At 30.9% G+C, this 16,912-nt stretch carries 17 protein-coding genes; all 17 read left to right on the forward strand.

The genetic code is table 11. The annotated features are described in order from the left end of the window. The first annotated feature begins 262 nt into the window (after nt 1-262). The 17 genes from HHO41_RS22605 (at nt 263) to HHO41_RS07745 (ending at nt 16,823) form a co-directional block, all read left to right on the forward strand. Nucleotides 263-391 carry a hypothetical protein gene (locus HHO41_RS22605; protein ID WP_282434272.1) on the forward strand — a complete coding sequence of 43 codons (129 nt, stop codon included), beginning with the start codon at nt 263-265 and terminating at the stop codon, nt 389-391. Nucleotides 392-812: 421 nt separating this feature from the next. Beyond that, entirely contained in the window at nt 813-1,442 is a 630-nt protein-coding gene (locus HHO41_RS07670; protein ID WP_169097131.1) for a sugar transferase, read from the forward strand. Next, the gene (locus HHO41_RS07675) at nt 1,439-2,281 is read left to right on the forward strand and encodes an NAD-dependent epimerase/dehydratase family protein (RefSeq protein WP_169097133.1); all 843 of its coding nucleotides are present in this window, start codon (nt 1,439-1,441) and stop codon (nt 2,279-2,281) included. Before HHO41_RS07670 ends, HHO41_RS07675 begins: the two co-directional genes overlap by 4 nt. 20 nt (nt 2,282-2,301) lie before the next feature. Next, entirely contained in the window at nt 2,302-3,537 is a 1,236-nt protein-coding gene (locus HHO41_RS07680) for a glycosyltransferase family 4 protein (protein WP_169097135.1), read from the forward strand. A gap of 98 nt (nt 3,538-3,635) precedes the next feature. Further along, the gene (locus HHO41_RS07685) at nt 3,636-4,511 is read left to right on the forward strand and encodes a glycosyltransferase family 2 protein (RefSeq protein ID WP_169097137.1); all 876 of its coding nucleotides are present in this window, start codon (nt 3,636-3,638) and stop codon (nt 4,509-4,511) included. A gap of 76 nt (nt 4,512-4,587) precedes the next feature. Continuing rightward, the gene (locus HHO41_RS07690; RefSeq protein ID WP_169097139.1) at nt 4,588-5,625 is read left to right on the forward strand and encodes a polysaccharide biosynthesis protein; all 1,038 of its coding nucleotides are present in this window, start codon (nt 4,588-4,590) and stop codon (nt 5,623-5,625) included. 16 nt (nt 5,626-5,641) lie between these two features. After that, nucleotides 5,642-6,751 carry a capsular polysaccharide biosynthesis protein CapF gene (locus HHO41_RS07695; protein WP_169097141.1) on the forward strand — a complete coding sequence of 370 codons (1,110 nt, stop codon included), beginning with the start codon at nt 5,642-5,644 and terminating at the stop codon, nt 6,749-6,751. A gap of 3 nt (nt 6,752-6,754) precedes the next feature. Further along, nucleotides 6,755-7,882: a non-hydrolyzing UDP-N-acetylglucosamine 2-epimerase gene (gene wecB, locus HHO41_RS07700; protein ID WP_169097143.1), complete on the forward strand. Its 1,128-nt coding sequence runs from the start codon at nt 6,755-6,757 to the stop codon at nt 7,880-7,882. A gap of 3 nt (nt 7,883-7,885) precedes the next feature. Further along, complete coding sequence (locus HHO41_RS07705; RefSeq protein ID WP_169097145.1) at nt 7,886-8,956, forward strand: glycosyltransferase family 4 protein; 1,071 nt, start codon at nt 7,886-7,888, stop codon at nt 8,954-8,956. After that, nucleotides 8,956-9,519: an acyltransferase gene (locus tag HHO41_RS07710; protein WP_211171075.1), complete on the forward strand. Its 564-nt coding sequence runs from the start codon at nt 8,956-8,958 to the stop codon at nt 9,517-9,519. The genes HHO41_RS07705 and HHO41_RS07710 overlap by 1 nt, the downstream gene beginning before the upstream one ends. Nucleotides 9,520-9,523: 4 nt before the next feature. Further along, the gene (locus HHO41_RS07715) at nt 9,524-10,687 is read left to right on the forward strand and encodes a glycosyltransferase (protein ID WP_169097147.1); all 1,164 of its coding nucleotides are present in this window, start codon (nt 9,524-9,526) and stop codon (nt 10,685-10,687) included. Beyond that, nucleotides 10,684-11,631, forward strand: coding sequence for a GT-D fold domain-containing protein (locus HHO41_RS07720; protein WP_169097149.1), 948 nt, complete (start codon nt 10,684-10,686; stop codon nt 11,629-11,631). Before HHO41_RS07715 ends, HHO41_RS07720 begins: the two co-directional genes overlap by 4 nt. A gap of 98 nt (nt 11,632-11,729) precedes the next feature. Continuing rightward, nucleotides 11,730-12,944 (forward strand): hypothetical protein, encoded by a 1,215-nt coding sequence (locus HHO41_RS07725; RefSeq protein ID WP_169097151.1) that lies wholly within the window; start codon nt 11,730-11,732, stop codon nt 12,942-12,944. Nucleotides 12,945-13,206: 262 nt separating this feature from the next. Beyond that, a complete protein-coding gene (locus HHO41_RS07730) occupies nt 13,207-14,526 on the forward strand; it encodes a flippase (protein ID WP_169097152.1) in 1,320 nt (439 codons plus the stop codon). 75 nt (nt 14,527-14,601) lie between these two features. Further along, on the forward strand, nt 14,602-15,768 hold the full coding sequence (locus tag HHO41_RS07735) for a nucleotide sugar dehydrogenase (protein WP_169097154.1): 1,167 nt from the start codon (nt 14,602-14,604) through the stop codon (nt 15,766-15,768). 62 nt (nt 15,769-15,830) lie between these two features. Further along, entirely contained in the window at nt 15,831-16,514 is a 684-nt protein-coding gene (locus HHO41_RS07740; RefSeq protein ID WP_169097156.1) for a CatB-related O-acetyltransferase, read from the forward strand. A gap of 12 nt (nt 16,515-16,526) precedes the next feature. Continuing rightward, nucleotides 16,527-16,823 (forward strand): glycosyltransferase family 2 protein, encoded by a 297-nt coding sequence (locus HHO41_RS07745; protein ID WP_169097158.1) that lies wholly within the window; start codon nt 16,527-16,529, stop codon nt 16,821-16,823. Nucleotides 16,824-16,912: the final 89 nt, after the last annotated feature.

Genomic DNA, 16,912 nt, shown 5'->3' on the forward strand with positions numbered 1-16,912 from the left:
CTGGGTGTTACTTCTAATTGAAGGCTTGCTTAGTAAGGTTATTTTATATTTGGAGGAAGATTCAGATGCCTATTAAACATAATTAGTGTTATAAGGGGTTTAGTTTAGTAGAGCTTTTTGTGGTTGTAACAATTTCAAGGATCTTGGGACGATTGCAGTGGTAGTTATTGGTGAATCATAGAGGATTCTAGAGAGCAGGTTTATGATGTGAATCGTCTTGAGGTAAAGAAAATGTATCAGATACATCTCGAAGTTGAAGAGGATGAGAAAAAAGAACCAAGGATTTAGAGTGTATTTGCTCCAGTATGGAGAAAAGGGGTGTCCTAATGGTAAGGATATTAGTTTTGTTGATGTTGGTGATAGTGATGAAGATGAGGTACCGTACTTGTGATGGGTGTTGACTTTTGTTTTCAGTTTTATAAATTAGTAGTTGAGTTCCTAGGAAAAATGTGAGTAAGTATGATAATTCAGGCCTTTCGGCCTTTTATTATTGAAGGATTGATTGAATGGTGGGTTGGAACTGAGCATCACACTTAGATTGAACGCTAGAAACCGTTCGGGATAAAGGTTTGAGGAATTTTAAGTCAGAATTATAGATTGATTCAATGGTATGTATAATAGGAAGAAATTCGGTTCAGGATGATAAATACAAGAATATCTATTTCGTATTTAGTCGGTCGATTAATAGATATTATGAGGTGACTATCAATAGCAGATAACAATTTTAGTGGTTTAGTAGTTGGTTGGAAAAGGGGACTCATAGATTCCAATTAAGTCCTAATTTACTAAAGATCTTAAGGAGTGTAACTGAAATGTATATGAAGATTAAAAGGTTGATAGATATAGTACTTTCCTTTATTGCACTTATTGTTTTATCCCTGATATTTTTGATTCTTATCACAGCTATCAAGTTGGATTCAAATGGTCCAGTGTTGTTCAAACAAAAACGTGTTGGACTTTATAAGACTCATTTTAACATTTTGAAGTTCCGTACAATGAGAATCGATACACCAAAGGACACTCCCACTCATTTGTTAGGAAACCCGGATCAATACATTACCAAAGTAGGTAAGTTCTTGAGAAAGACCTCACTTGATGAACTGCCACAGATTTGGAATATCTTTGTTGGGCAAATGAGTATTATTGGCCCACGTCCTGCACTATGGAATCAGTATGATTTGATTGCAGAACGTGATAAGTTTGGTGCTAATGATGTACCACCCGGACTTACTGGTTGGGCACAGATTAATGGTAGGGATGAGCTTCCTATCGAGGTTAAGGCAAAGTTAGATGGAGAGTATGTTGAGAAAATTAGTTTCTGGATGGATGTTAAGTGCTTCTTTTTGACTATCGTTAGTGTGTTGAAGAGTGATGGGGTTGTTGAAGGTGGGACAAGTGTTAAGAATGAAGTTACGGGTAGCAAGGAGAGCATTTCTAAATGAAAAAGATATTGATAACTGGGAAAAACAGCTATGTGGGTAAGAACCTGGAAAAATGGCTTCGAAACTATCCTGATAGATATTCAATAGATTCAATTAGTTTAAGAAACGATTCGTGGAAGCAAAAAGACTTTTCAGAGTATGATGTTGTGTTTCATGTGGCTGCGATAGCGCATATAAAAGAAACGAAAGAAAATGCAAATCTTTATTTTAAGGTGAACCGTGATTTGGCATATGAAGTTGCCCAAAAGGCAAAATTTGAAAGGGTCAAGCAGTTCATTTTCCTTAGTTCTATGAGTGTTTATGGAATTGAAACTGGTGTTATTGATAAGGACTCTCCTCTTAATCCAAAAAGTAATTATGGAAAGTCTAAGCTTGAAGCAGAAAAGTTAATTATAAATTTAGAGGATTGTTTTTTTAAAGTTGCAATATTAAGACCACCTATGATTTATGGAAAAGGTTGCAAGGGTAATTATACTAAGTTGGCAAAACTTGCACTTAAAACACCTATTTTTCCGGAGATAGACAATAAGCGCAGTATGATATATATAGATAATTTATCAGGGTTTGTTAAGTGCGTAGTTGATAATTGTGGGAGTGGTTTTTTTTTCCCACAGAATAATGAGTATGTGAATACAAGTAACATGGTTGAATTAATTGCATGGACACACGAGAAGAAAATCTTAGTAACTAAATTGCTAAATCCTATAATTTTCCTAATGAAAAGAAATGAAACAGTTAATAAAGTATTTGGTAGCTTAGTTTACGAAAAGAATCTTTCTAAATTTGAGGGATTAGAACAAATTTCTTTAGTGGAGTCTATTAAACTTACAGAAATGTAATTTTAGAAAGAAGAGATTATATGAAAAAAAAGAAGGATGTACTGTTTTTGTGTCAGTATTTTTATCCGGAATACGTTTCATCTGCTACACTTCCATATGATACTGCTCTGTCCCTTAAGGATGCTGGACTAACAGTTGGGGCTTTATGTGGCTATCCTAAGGAATATAACTTAGCAAATAAAGTACCACTAAGAGAGAATCATAAAAAAATTGAAATAAAAAGATTAAAATATATTCAGATTAAAAGAAGTAATTTTTTTGGAAGGTTAATAAATTATTTTTCTTTCACTTGTGCTGTTCTTTTACGTTTTCTGGAGTTAAAAAGATATAAGACAATCATTGTCTATTCAAATCCACCTATATTACCATTTATAGCAGCACTTGCTAACAAATTTTTTAACACAAAAGTAATTTTTGTTAGTTATGATATTTATCCTGAAATTGCCCATATTACAAATACTATTTCTCAAGATAGTATTATAAATAAAGTGATGAGAGTTATAAACAAAAGTATATTTAAGCATGTAAATAAAGTAGTTGCATTATCGAATGAGATGAAAGTTTATCTGCTTGAACATAGACCAACATTATCTCCAAATCAAATCGAAGTTATCCCTAATTGGTATGAGGATAAAGGAGTATCTAGTTCTGCAGATATACTAAATAATAAACTTTTTCGCTCTATTAAAAAGGATGGAAATCTAATAGTTTCTTATTTTGGAAATATGGGTATTGCACAAGATCTAGATACTATTGTAGATGCTATTCGTCAATTAAAAGATTACAGTAAAGTTCAGTTTGTTTTTGCAGGTCATGGGAATAAGATTGAAACGTTAAAAGATATTGTAAAAAAAGAGAGACTGAATAATGTAAGTATTTTTGATTTCTTACACGGGCAAGATTTCCAGGATGCGCTTAATATCAGTGATTGTTTCATCGTAAGTTTAGCCGAAGGATTAACTGGACTAGCTGTACCTAGCAAAACCTACAGTTACATGATGGCTAGTAAGCCAATTATTGCAATTATAGGTGAGGAATCTGATATAGCTAGAGATTTAAATGAAAATAATGCTGGATATTCGATGGAAGTAGGAGAGAGTAAAAAGTTAGTTAGTGCTATTAAGGAACTTATTGATGACAAGAATAAATGTGAAAACATGGGGAGAAATTGTCGAGAAATTTTTCTAACAAAATATACAAAAGAACGATGTACTAAACAATATGTGAATATGATTCAAGAAGTCCTTATCGATTAAACTGGGGAAAAAGATGAAAACATGGTATTAGTATAATTAAAAATATGAGATTTGAAGGAGTAAAATTATATAATAGTATGTTTAAAGGTGGAATAAAAATGGCGGATTTAACTACTATAATATTAACAAAGAATGAAGAGGTAAATATTACAGAGTGTATTAATTCAGTAAAGTGTATTTCTAAAAGAATAATTGTTGTTGATAGCTTTAGTACTGATAAGACTGTAGAAATAGCCCAAAAGCTTGGCGCAGAAGTACATCAACATGATTTTGTAAACTATGGAAAACAGTTTCAATATGCTTTAGACAACTTAAATATTAAAACCCATTGGGTGTTTCGTTTTGATGCAGATGAGAGATTAACAGATGAAGGAGCGAAAGAATTAGAAGAATTATGTGAGGAACATACCAACACAGATGTTAATGGATTTATCTTTAAGCTAGAAGTCAATTTTATGGGAAAAAGCTTAAAGTATGGAGGAACCTATCCTTTCAAAAAGCTTTGTATCTTTAAGTTAGAAAAAGCCTATATGGAAGAGCGTTATATGGATGAACAAATTGTATTAAGCGAAGGTCGCTCAATCGAAATGAAAACAGTCTCTAAACATCACGATTTTAAAGATTTATCATTTTGGATTCAAAAGCATAATTGGTATGCTACAAGGGCAGCAAGAGACTACTTTGAAAATCGTAATAATAATATTAAACATGATGTTAAAAATTTAGATACTCCAGCAAAAATTAGAAGATTCGTCAAATATAATGTTTATTATAAAATGCCAATGCGAATGCGTTGTTGGCTATATTTTTCCTACCGTTATTTTTTTCGTCTTGGGTTTTTAGATGGAAAAGAGGGGTTTTTATATGCATTTCTTCAAGCATATTGGTACAGAATCTTAGTAGATGCAAAAATTTACGAAGTTGAGAAATTTAATAAGCAGATAGGCGAAACGGGATCACTAATTAGTAATTAATTCTTAAGTGATCTACAACTTTCACCAGATTATAGGAAAGATCTTTTTATTATTTTATTGAGAGGGTGGAAATTTTATGTTCAATGATAAAATACTACTAATAACAGGGGGGACAGGTTCCTTTGGAAATGCTGTTATGAAAAGGTTCCTTAATACCGGTATAAAAGAAATTCGAATTTTTTCCCGGGATGAAAAGAAACAAGATGACATGAGAAAAGTTTACAAAAACGAAAAGTTAAAGTTTTATATTGGAGATGTCAGAGATTCAGCGAGTGTTAAAAATGCTATGCATGGAGTGGATTATATTTTTCATGCAGCTGCATTGAAGCAGGTTCCATCATGTGAGTTTTTCCCTCTTGAAGCAGTTAAGACCAATGTAATAGGTACAGAAAATGTTTTAACAGCTGCTATCGAATATAGTGTAAAAAAAGTAATTTGTCTTTCTACGGATAAAGCAGCTTATCCAATTAATGCTATGGGGATTTCAAAAGCAATGATGGAAAAAGTATTTGTAGCTAAATCGAAAACTGTTGATCCAGAGAAGACACTAATTTGTGGAACTAGATATGGCAACGTAATGGCCTCACGAGGATCAGTTATACCTTTATTTATTGAACAAATAAAAAGCGGACAGCCATTAACAGTAACTGATCCTAAAATGACAAGATTTCTTATGAGTTTAGAAGAAGCAGTAGAATTAGTAGTATTTGCATTTCATAATGCTAAGGCAGGAGATATTATGGTTCAAAAATCTCCGGCTAGCACTATAGGGGACCTTGCTCAAGCTGTAAAAGAATTATTTAATACAGATAATGAAATAAAAATTATTGGTACTCGCCATGGAGAAAAACGTTATGAAACACTTCTTACCAAAGAGGAATATGTAAAGGCAGAAGATTTACCTGGTTTCTATAAGGTTCCTGCTGATCAAAGAGATCTTAACTATGATAAGTATTTTGCAGAGGGAGATCAAAAGCTTACTAGTGTAGAAGAGTATAATTCGGATAATACGCAAATTCTTACCATTGAGCAAATTAAAGAAAAACTACTTGAATTAGATTATGTACAAAACGAATTAAAAGAGTGGAATAAAAAAGTTCACGTTATGAATTAAAGGGTGGTTTTGGGTGATGAATATTCTTGTTACAGGAGCAAAAGGGTTTATAGGGAAAAACCTTATCGCTGAGCTTAAAAACAACGGGTATAATGATATATTTGAGTTTACTAAGGAAAGTGATCCATCACTACTTGAGAAATATACAAAAGAATGTGATTTTGTCTTTCATTTAGCTGGGGTTAATCGACCAAAAGATGAAAAGGAATTTATAGAGGGTAATTTTGGTTTAACATCTCAATTACTAGAATTATTAAAAAAACATAATAATAAAGCCCCTGTGCTTCTAACTTCTTCTATTCAAGCACAAAAGGATAACCCATATGGTAGAAGTAAGAAAGCTGGAGAGGATTTATTATTAAATTATTATTATGAGACTGATGCTAAGGTATATGTATATCGACTTCCAAATGTATTTGGTAAGTGGAGTAAACCCAACTATAATACTGTGGTAGCTACATTTTGTCATAATATAGCTTGTGGCTTAGATATAAAGATTAATAACCCGGATGCAGAGCTTAATCTTTGTTATATAGATGATGTATTAGAAGAGTTTATTAGGGCTCTAGAGGGAAGACCAACTATTATGGATGGTTTCTGTGTTGTGTCTGTAACACATAATATTAAACTTGGGGATTTGGCTGATCGTATAAAGAGCTTTAAAGAAAGCAGAACAAATTTAAGTATCCCTAATATGGATGATGCTTTAACTAAAAAGCTTTATAGTACTTACTTAAGCTTTTTACCAGAAGATCAATTTTCTTATGATCTTAAAATGAATTCCGATCATAGAGGCTCTTTTACAGAGTTTATGAGAACAACTGAAAGAGGACAAGTTTCTGTAAATGTGTCAAAACCAGGAATTACAAAGGGGAATCATTGGCATCATACTAAAAATGAGAAGTTTTTAGTTGTTAGTGGTGAAGGTTTAATTCGTTTTAGAAAGATAGATTCTGATGAAATTGTTGAATATAGAGTTAGTGGAGAAAAGTTACAGGTTGTAGATATTCCAACTGGATATACACACTCTATTGTTAATAAAGGCGAAAGTGATCTAGTAACAGTTATGTGGGCGAATGAATGCTTTAATCCAGAAAAGCCCGACACTTATTTCGTGGAGGTTTAATGAATGAAAAAGTTAAAAGTAATGACAGTCATTGGTACTAGACCTGAAATTATCAGATTGTCAGCTGTTATAAATAAATTAGAAGGATCAAATGCAATTGAACATATACTTGTTCATACAGGACAAAATTATGATTACGAATTAAATGAGGTATTTTTTAATGATTTTAATTTAAAGAAGCCGGATTATTTTCTTAATGCAGCTACGGGAACAGCTGTAGAAACTATAGGTAATATTTTGGTTAAAATTGATCCAATTTTTGAAGAGGTAAGACCAGATGCTTTCTTAGTTCTTGGTGATACAAACAGCTGTTTAACTGCAATTGCAGCTAAAAGAAGGCATATCCCAATTTTCCATATGGAAGCTGGTAATAGATGTTTTGACCAAAGGGTACCTGAAGAAACAAATCGTAAAATAGTTGATCATACAGCTGATATTAATTTAACTTACAGTGATATAGCTAGAGAATATCTTCTTAGAGAAGGTTTTCCATCAGATCGAATTATAAAAACTGGAAGCCCTATGTTTGAAGTACTTAACTCTAGAAAGGATGACATTGAGGATTCAGATGTATTAGAAAGATTAGACCTAAAAGAGGGTAAATACTTTGTGGTATCTGCTCATAGAGAGGAAAATATAAATTCAGAAGTCAATTTCCTTGATCTGGTAGATAGTCTAAATGTGATTGCTGATAAATACAAAATGCCTGTTATAGTAAGTACGCATCCTAGAACTAGAAAAATGATTGAGGCAAAAGGAATAGAGTTTAATCCTTTAGTGAAAACTATGAAGCCCTTAGGGTTTAATGATTATGTAAAACTACAAATTAAAGCTAAAGCAGTACTGAGTGATAGTGGAACGATAAGTGAAGAATCATCTGTTCTTGGGTTTAAGGCACTAAATATTAGGCAAGCCCATGAAAGACCAGAGGCTATGGAAGAGGCAGCAGTTATGATGGTTGGATTAGAAAAGGAACGAATCCTTCAAGGGATTGAGATACTAGAAACTCAGAATACCAATACTTTAAGGAATGTAGAAGATTATAGCATGCCAAATGTTGCGGAAAAGGTACTAAGAATAATTGTGTCCTATACAGATTATGTTAATAGAGTCGTTTGGGGGAAACACTAACAAATGCCAAGAAATGAAGAATATTTAAGGGTTTTATTAATTAGTCCTTTACCACCTCCAGCAGGTGGAATTGCAACATGGACAAAATTATATTTAAATTCTGGAATTGTAAAAAAAAATTTTATTAATATTATTAATACATCAATAAAAGGCAAAAGGCTATATAACATAGATAAAAGAAGTATAATTGAAGAATTTGTGAGAGCATTTAAAATTTATTACAAAACAAGAAAAGCTTTAAAAGAACAATATGATATTATTCATATGAATTGTTCATGTTCAAAATTTGGAATGATAAGAGATTATTTTTGTATTAAAGCAGCAAAAAATGATAATTCTAAAATAGTTGTTCATTTTCATTGTGATACAAACTATATGATAAAAGATGTGTTTAATTTATTTTTATTTAAGAAAATCTGTAATACTGCAGATAAAATATTTTGCCTAAATATATCTTCATATAACCATGTTAATTCGATTTCTCCGGACAAAAGCATAATTATCCCTAATTTTATTGAAATTGAGAAAAGTTATATTAATAATGATAAAATTATTGCCAATAAAATAAAAAATATTGTTTTTGTGGGTCACGTAATTAGATCAAAAGGTTGCGTAGATATTAACTTAATAGCGGAAAGAATGCCTGATTTAAATTTTTGTTTAATTGGTAAGGTCAGTGATGAAATAAAACACCTACCTAAACCAATAAATCTATGTTACCTTGGTGAAATTTCTAAAGATCAAGTAATAGAACATATGTTATCTGGTGATATATTTTTATTTCCAACATATACTGAAGGGTTTCCAAATGTGGTTCTAGAGGCAATGGCTTGTGGACTTCCAGTTATTTCAACACCTGTTGGTGCTATCCCTGAAATGATAGAAGATTTTGGTGGGAAGATAATTGATGTGGGAAATATTGATGGCTTCATCAATGCTATAGAATCTTTACAAGATAAAAAAATAAGAGAAAAAATGTCTATATGGAATAGAGAAAAAGTAAAAACACACTATAGCCTAAATCTAGTAATGGAAAAAATATTCAAAGAGTACTCAGATATTAGGAGGTTATAATGAGAAGTATTTTCAGGGGAATTTATCTAATTTGTTTATCGTTGAATAAAATATGGAATAGAATTATCCTAAACCCCATCAGGATAAATATGCTCGGTGAATTCGGTAAAAATGTTTATATTGGTAAAGGTTGTTCAATAAACTATAAGAATGTTTATGTTGGTGATAATGTTTCTATTGGTAGTGATTGTATATTTATGTCAACGGTTGCAAAGATCAAGATTGGTAGTAACATAATGTTTGGTCCACATGTATTTATGATTACTGGTGACCATCGAATAGATTACTTAGGAAAAAACATGATTGATGTTAAAGAAAAAGAAAAACTACCTGAAAATGATGAAGACATTGTAATTAATGACGATGTCTGGATAGGAGCAAACTCAATAATACTTAAGGGGGTTACCATTGGAGAAGGTAGTGTAATAGCTGCAGGAAGTGTAGTGACAAAGAATGTCCAACCCTACAGTATTGTTGCAGGAATTCCTGCAAAAAAAATTAAGGATAGATTTTCAGAGGATGAAATGATAAGACATAAAATGTTATTAAAAAAGGGTTTGTGAAAGAATGAATATCTTAATAATAACTTCGGCAAAATATCCTGAAGGTGATGCAGAATCAGTAAGACTACACACATTTGGAAAATTGCTAAGGGACATCGGAAACCATGTTTACTTTGTAGGTATGGGGTATAGTAACTATTTAGAATGTTTAGAGTATGATGGCTTCCAATATACATCATTAAGAAAAAAGGCAGGAAGCAAATTTCAAAAAATATATTTCTACATTAATTACAAAAAGAGACTCGAAAGTTTTCTGAATTCACACTTTCGTTGTAATAAGGTTGATGTAATTTTAATTGCCGATTTGCCAACTTTTGTTACAAACTGGCTGAAGGATTTTTGTAGTTTTCACAGTATTGATTTAATTGTTGATAGTGTTGAGTGGTTTTCACCAGGACAGTTTAAAATGGGGTTACTTTCTCCAGGTATGATCCTCAAAAATATTGAAAATAGGTATGTCATCGACAAAAAGGTAAAAGTGATAGCAATTAGCAAATATTTAGAAAGCCATTTTATAAACAAAGGATGCATTGCAGTAAGAATTCCTGTAATTCTTGACGTTATGAATTTAGAATTTAATAAGGTTGTTGACCCAAGAAAATTGACAGTTCTTTATGCTGGCTCTCCTGGAAAAAAAGATTATGTACCTGAAATGCTCAGAGGAGTGCTTCTTTTAACTGATAGAGAAAAAGCTAAGATAAATTTTATTTTTGCAGGTGTAAGTATTGATGATATAAAAAAACTTTTCAGTAGCGAAGAGATATATCAGATAAAAAAATGCGTTGAATTCTTAGGGAGAATAGAAAGGGAGAAGGTATTAAAACTCCTAGCCCAAGCTGACTTTACTATATTGCTACGTTCTCAAGAGCAAAGGTATGCAAAAGCGGGATTTCCTACAAAAGTTGTAGAAAGTTTAGCAACAGCTACACCAGTAATGTTAAATATAACATCAGATTTAGGTGACTATATAAATGATATGTCCGAAGGGATAATAATCAAAGACTGTACAGCAACAGAATGTGCGTCCGCAATAAAGCGTGCAATATCTCTAGATTATTCACAAAGAGAATTTATGAAAAAAAACGCTAGATTATGTGCAGAAACTAATTTCGATTATAGATTATACGAAGAAAGTTTGAAAATATTATTTACGGAGGATACTAAGTGAAGAAAATAACTAAATCAAATTATTTTAAAGCATACATTACCAATGTAAATGGATTCTTGCTTTCAAAAAATAGAATAAAAAAACAACCCAACTATTATTATAAAAACAAGATTATGTTACAGGAAGAAGGTACAAAATATTTACAAACTCTTATTCAAAGCGGAAAACCTTTTGCAGCAGCAAGGTTCGGTTCGACAGAATTAGGGTGCATAAATAATTTTTTAAAAGTAAAATTATTTATGCAAAAATCATTTAAAAACCAAGTAAAATATGGTATGGAAAATTATTCTGGCTTTTTTCCAGCAGATGATAAAAATTTATTTAAGTTCGGTGAATTAATGCAAACTCTTTATCCAGAAGTCGATTTACTAGCTGTTTTTAATATTTTCATGGAGGATTTTGTTGTTCAAACATTTTGTGAAAATGCTAAACTATTACATTTAAGATCTATTGATCCTATTGCTACACATTGGACTAAAGTGTTAAAAGGAAAAAAAGTATTAGTAATTCATCCTTTTGCGGAATTAATTGAGGAGCAATATAAGAAAAGAGAACTCTTATTTACGGATAATGAGATATTACCAGAGTTTCAATTGAGTGTATTTCCAGCTGTGCAAACTATTGCAGGAGTAAAAGATGAAAGATTTAATTCTTGGTTTGAGGCATTAGATTACATGATTTCGGAGATAAGAAATTTCGATTTTGATATAGCGCTAATAGGTGCGGGTGCATACGGATTACCACTAGCAGTAAAGATAAAGTGTGATTTAAAAAAACAGGCAGTTCATATAGGAGGAGCAACCCAATTGTTATTTGGAATAAAAGGAAAGAGGTGGGATGATAGACCGGACTATAATAATATATACAATGAACATTGGGTTAGACCTGGAGAAAAGTTTATACCTTCTGGAGCAAACAGAGTAGAAAACGGTTGTTATTGGTAGTTAGTCTAAATTAATAGTATAAAGTATGTTAAATCTTATTAGTTTTTAAAAAAATTGTTTCTGCAAATCTTTTTATTTGTTAAAAAGGGTGTTGATAAATGACAAGCCATATAAAATTATTAACCAAGGGAAGGACAGAAATAGATTGGGCTTGGCTTTTAATGGTTTTTTTGTATTCTATTAACATGTTAAATAAAGCCAATGTTTTGATATTAGGAGTACTATTTATAGGCATCTTAGTTATTAATTATAAAAATTCACGATTTAAGCTATCTATTGATTTATTTCTGCTACAAATGTTCTCATTATGTTACTATTTTATACTAATTCAGTATAAATCAACTGGGTTAGATGCAATGATAATTTATTTGATTGGACCTACTGTATTGTTTTGTATAGGATATTTCATTAGTAATTTGGATAGTAAATTTATTCTAAAAACATTATTTGCTATGATTTTAGGTAATTTTACTTATGGTTTTCTAAATATGTCGGTCTATTTCAGTAATTTTGGATTTAATTCTTTTGAAAGGACTGTACCAGATTTTTGGACCGGAATACTAAAACCTGGCACACTTCAAGGTACACATTTTACTCTCATATCAAGCTTGTTATTTGTTAGTCTTTTTATTTACAAAAGGGGTTACGATAAGTTTTTGTCGATACTCGTCTTATTTTGTATATTATTTTCTATATACTCAACTTTGATATTGGGGAATAGAACTCTAATTCTTTTAACAGTGTTAATTTTCATTGTTAATGTAGTAGTATTCATAATATTAAATAGAAAAGGTTTAAATAGAAACATAAAAACTGTATTCAAATTATTAGTATTCGGTTTAATAATATCCATTTTATATTATATCAATTTATTTGGATTAAAAGATTTTATAATGGAATCAAACTTTTATAATAGAATGGAACAGAGCTCAATAGCTGATGACCCAAGATTATTAGTATACTCAAAAGTACTTAGTCAAATGTTTGTTTACCCTCTAGGTGGATTTAAAATGGACATTGGACTTAATTTTGCACATAATTTATGGCTTGATGTGTTAAATGCAACCGGATTAATTCCATTTACTTTTCTATTTTTATTTACTCTGAAGTCTTTAGTGAACTTAATTAATATTATGAAAAATTCCGAGGTGGAATTAATAGATAAATTAATAGTATTAAGTGTATTTTTAGGGTATTTAATGAACTTTATGGTGGAACCAATTTTAGATGGTGCTCCCCATATGTTTTTATTATTTTGCCTATTAACAGGTATGACTTCCAAGTTTTCAAATCTTTTAAAAAATAAATTGTAAATTATATTCCGTTAATATAGTGAATAAACTGATAGCTCAAAGGTCTTTCCAAGAAATTAAGTCACAAAATCTGTATACAAACAAAGAACTTTTTTGTTGTTATGAACAATAGTTTTAGCAGTTATTTAATAAATATAAACTAATAAATTCTATACCATTATAAAAAGATAACCTTTTTATAATGGTATAAAAGGCGACAAAACAGTTATGTTTGGTATTTTATCTTTAGGACTCTGTATGAATACAATTGGAGATTATTAGTATGAAAAAAAATGGCTCAACTCTAATTAATGGTAAGTTTTTTCAAAATACAGGTTGGATTGTTGGGGAACGAGTGTTCCAGATGTCATTATCAATAATTGTGGGTATGCTTACAGCAAGATATCTTGGACCATCTGATTTTGGAATAATAAATTATACAGCTTCTTTTACAGCGTTCTTTACATCAATATGTTCGCTAGGGTTAGAGGGTGTTATAGTTAAAGAATTGGTTGAAGATCCAGAAGAAGAGGGAAGAATTATTGGTACCGGTATTGCAATGCGATTGATTTCAAGTTTACTTTCAATGGTAGCAATACTGATTAGTATCTCAATATTGAATTCAAATAACAACGTAATATTAATTGTTGCAATGATTCAATCAATTGCATTAATTTTTCGTGCATTTGAACTAATAGAGTTTTGGTACCAATCTCAACTACAGTCAAAATATTCAACTCTTATTAAGAGTGTATCCTACCTAATAATGTCATCATATAAAGTAATATTACTTTTACTTGGAAAAAGTGTAGAATGGTTTGCTTTTTCAACTGTGGTTGACGTAATTATTATTATGATTCTATATATCATTTCATATTATAAGCAAGGGGGAAAAAAGCTAAAGGTCTCATATAATTTAGCAATTAAAATGTTATCACAAAGTTACCCTTTTATCTTATCAGGTATAATGGTGGCCTTATATGTTCAAATGGATAAAATAATGATTGGACAATTTCTGAATCAAGAAAAAGTGGGTTTGTATACAGTTGCTGCTACAATTTGTGGTTTTTGGGTTTTTATCCCAACAGCTTTTATTAATTCTGCAAGACCATTAATTATGAATTTGAAAAATGAAAACGAAGAGCAATATTTAATGCGTTTAAAACAATTATATGCATTTATCATATGGTTAGGTATAATTTTTGCACTTGTCGTGACAATCTTTTCAAAGTGGATTGTATTAATATTGTATGGGCAAGCCTATATTGGTTCAACTACAACATTAATTATTTCTGTTTGGTCAAGTATTCTTTCAGTACTGGGTTCCGCTAGAACAATATGGATACTGTGTGAAAAATATAATAAATATATTCCCAAGTATCTTATATGGGGAATAGTGATTAGTGTAATGTTAAATGTATACTTAATACCTAAAATTGGTATTGAGGGTGCAGCAATAGCTCAACTTACTGCACAAATTGTTACAAATCTTATAGCTCCACTTTTTTACAATGAAACAAGAATCCATACAAAATATATTATGGAAGCTTTTTTATTAAGAGGAGTTAAAATAAATATGAAGGGCTTTATTAGGAATTCATGATTATTAAATTTTAAAAAAATAATTCTAATTAAATAAATGCTATTATATTAATACTGCAAGGATGTGTTTAATACATTGAAGATTACTATAGCAGGAACAGGATATGTTGGTTTATCTAATGCAATTCTACTTGCTCAACATAATGAGGTAATTGCACTTGATATTATTCAAGATAAGGTTGACATGATTAATAATAGGAAATCTCCAATTATTGATCATGAAATTGAAAAATATTTGGCATCAAAGGAATTAAACTTGATTGCGACGACTGACATTGTTTACGCATTCAAGGATGCAGAGTATATAATAATATCGACACCAACCAACTACGATATCGATAGAAATTATTTTAATACAAGATCTATAGAAGACGTGATAACAAATGTTTTATTGATAAACCCTAGTGCAATAATGATAATAAAATCAACGGTACCAGTTGGATATACAGATAAAATTAAAGAAAAATTTAAAACAGATAACATAATTTTTTCTCCTGAATTCTTAAGGGAAGGAAAGGCACTATTCGATAATTTATATCCTTCGCGGATAATTGTAGGTGAACAGTCTGCTAGAGCTAAGAAATTTGCTGAACTTTTAGTTCAAGGGGCAGAAAAAGAAAACATTCCTGTTTTGCTAACAAATTCAACAGAAGCTGAGGCTATTAAACTATTTGCTAATACTTACCTTGCAATGAGAGTAGCATTTTTTAATGAATTAGATTCTTTCGCTGAGATAAGAGGTTTAAATACAAAACAAATAATTGATGGTGTTGGACTAGATCCGAGGATAGGTAATCATTATAACAATCCTTCTTTTGGCTATGGGGGTTATTGCCTTCCAAAAGACACCAAACAGCTATTGGCAAATTATTCGGATGTTCCTAATAGTATTATGACCGCAATTGTAGAAGCTAATAGAACAAGAAAAGATACTATTGCAGAAATGATAATACGGGGGAATCCTAGTATTGTAGGTGTTTTTAGACTTACTATGAAAATGGATTCAGATAATTTTAGACAGTCAGCTGTTCAAGGTATAATGAAACGAATAAAAGCAAAAGGAATAGAGGTTGTAATATATGAACCTGCACTTACTGAAGAGAAATTCTTTAATTCAAGAGTAATAAATGATTTTGACGAATTTAAAAGGATAAGTGATGTTATCGTTGCAAATCGAATTTCTAATGAATTAGAAGATGTTATGTATAAAGTATATACACGGGATTTATTTAGTAGGGATTAACACACATAAAATAAGAGTGAGTATTGTATAAATGCTAGTAATAACTAGAGTGGGGAAAAATCATGTGGAATATTGGGAAAAATATTATCAGATATTTATTTGCTAAATATTTAGCTTTTAAGTCAAAATCATTTATTAGGACAGGGGCTATTCTTAATCCATATACCAATCTTGAAGGAAGTAATGTAATCCATAAAAAAGTGAATATTTCTAATAGTCGTATTGGCTACGGTACCTATATAGGCGAAAGAACTATATTAAATAATACATTAATTGGGAGATATTGTTCTATTGCGGAAGGTGTAAAGATTATTTCAGGACAACATCCAACAAAAATGTTTGTTTCAACGCACCCTGCTTTTTTTTCGACAGCAAGACAAGCTGGGTTCACCTATGTAAGTGAAAACAAATTCCCAGAATTTAAACATTCATCAAAAGACAATTCATACACTGTAACAATTGGTAATGACGTGTGGATAGGAGCAGATGTTAAAATACTTGAAGGGATAAATATCGAGGATGGAGTAATAATCGCTACTGGTGCTGTGGTGGTTAAGGATTTGGAGGCATACACCATTTATGGAGGAGTACCAGCCAAAAAGATTGGACAAAGATTTTCTGAAAAAGAGAAAAAATTCCTATTGGAAAATAAATGGTGGGAAAATGATGAAGATTGGATAAAACAAAATGTCGGATTATTTTCTGACATAAATCAGTTTATAACCCAAGAATCAAAAAAAAAATAGAGATGAGATTTCATGAAAAATATTGCAATTGTCGTAGTAGCATATAATCGAGTAAATTCATTATCAAGATTATTAACATCGTTAAAAAGAGCAAATTATTTTGGATTGCATACACCGTTAATTATTAGTATTGACAAAAGTCAAAATAAGGATGTAGCTATATGCGCAAATAACTTTGAATGGCCTTTTGGAGAAAAACATGTAATAGAACATCCAAATAGGTTAGGTTTGCGTAATCATGTATTGTTCTGTGGGAATTTATCTAGGGATTATGATGCTGTCGTAGTATTAGAGGATGACTGTTTCTAGTAATCTAAAAGTGGACCACCGTAGTCATTGAAAATTCCCCCAGTTATAATTAACCCACGGAGATAATTTCATAAAGTGGGGAGCTTGGA

The sequence above is a fragment of the Bacillus sp. DNRA2 genome (assembly GCF_012843265.1).
Taxonomy (GTDB): domain Bacteria; phylum Bacillota; class Bacilli; order Bacillales; family Cytobacillaceae; genus Bacillus_BU.

Coding starts and splice junctions, on each gene's coding strand:
- HHO41_RS07675 (WP_169097133.1), top strand. CDS start 1,439: ATGAAAAAGATATTGATAACTGGGAAAAACAGCTATGTGGGTAAGAAC.
- HHO41_RS07690 (WP_169097139.1), top strand. CDS start 4,588: ATGTTCAATGATAAAATACTACTAATAACAGGGGGGACAGGTTCCTTT.
- HHO41_RS07705 (WP_169097145.1), top strand. CDS start 7,886: ATGCCAAGAAATGAAGAATATTTAAGGGTTTTATTAATTAGTCCTTTA.
- HHO41_RS07740 (WP_169097156.1), top strand. CDS start 15,831: ATGTGGAATATTGGGAAAAATATTATCAGATATTTATTTGCTAAATAT.
- HHO41_RS22605 (WP_282434272.1), top strand. CDS start 263: ATGAGAAAAAAGAACCAAGGATTTAGAGTGTATTTGCTCCAGTATGGA.
- HHO41_RS07710 (WP_211171075.1), top strand. CDS start 8,956: ATGAGAAGTATTTTCAGGGGAATTTATCTAATTTGTTTATCGTTGAAT.
- HHO41_RS07730 (WP_169097152.1), top strand. CDS start 13,207: ATGAAAAAAAATGGCTCAACTCTAATTAATGGTAAGTTTTTTCAAAAT.
- HHO41_RS07685 (WP_169097137.1), top strand. CDS start 3,636: ATGGCGGATTTAACTACTATAATATTAACAAAGAATGAAGAGGTAAAT.
- HHO41_RS07680 (WP_169097135.1), top strand. CDS start 2,302: ATGAAAAAAAAGAAGGATGTACTGTTTTTGTGTCAGTATTTTTATCCG.
- wecB (WP_169097143.1), top strand. CDS start 6,755: ATGAAAAAGTTAAAAGTAATGACAGTCATTGGTACTAGACCTGAAATT.
- HHO41_RS07725 (WP_169097151.1), top strand. CDS start 11,730: ATGACAAGCCATATAAAATTATTAACCAAGGGAAGGACAGAAATAGAT.
- HHO41_RS07715 (WP_169097147.1), top strand. CDS start 9,524: ATGAATATCTTAATAATAACTTCGGCAAAATATCCTGAAGGTGATGCA.
- HHO41_RS07670 (WP_169097131.1), top strand. CDS start 813: ATGTATATGAAGATTAAAAGGTTGATAGATATAGTACTTTCCTTTATT.
- HHO41_RS07745 (WP_169097158.1), top strand. CDS start 16,527: ATGAAAAATATTGCAATTGTCGTAGTAGCATATAATCGAGTAAATTCA.
- HHO41_RS07695 (WP_169097141.1), top strand. CDS start 5,642: ATGAATATTCTTGTTACAGGAGCAAAAGGGTTTATAGGGAAAAACCTT.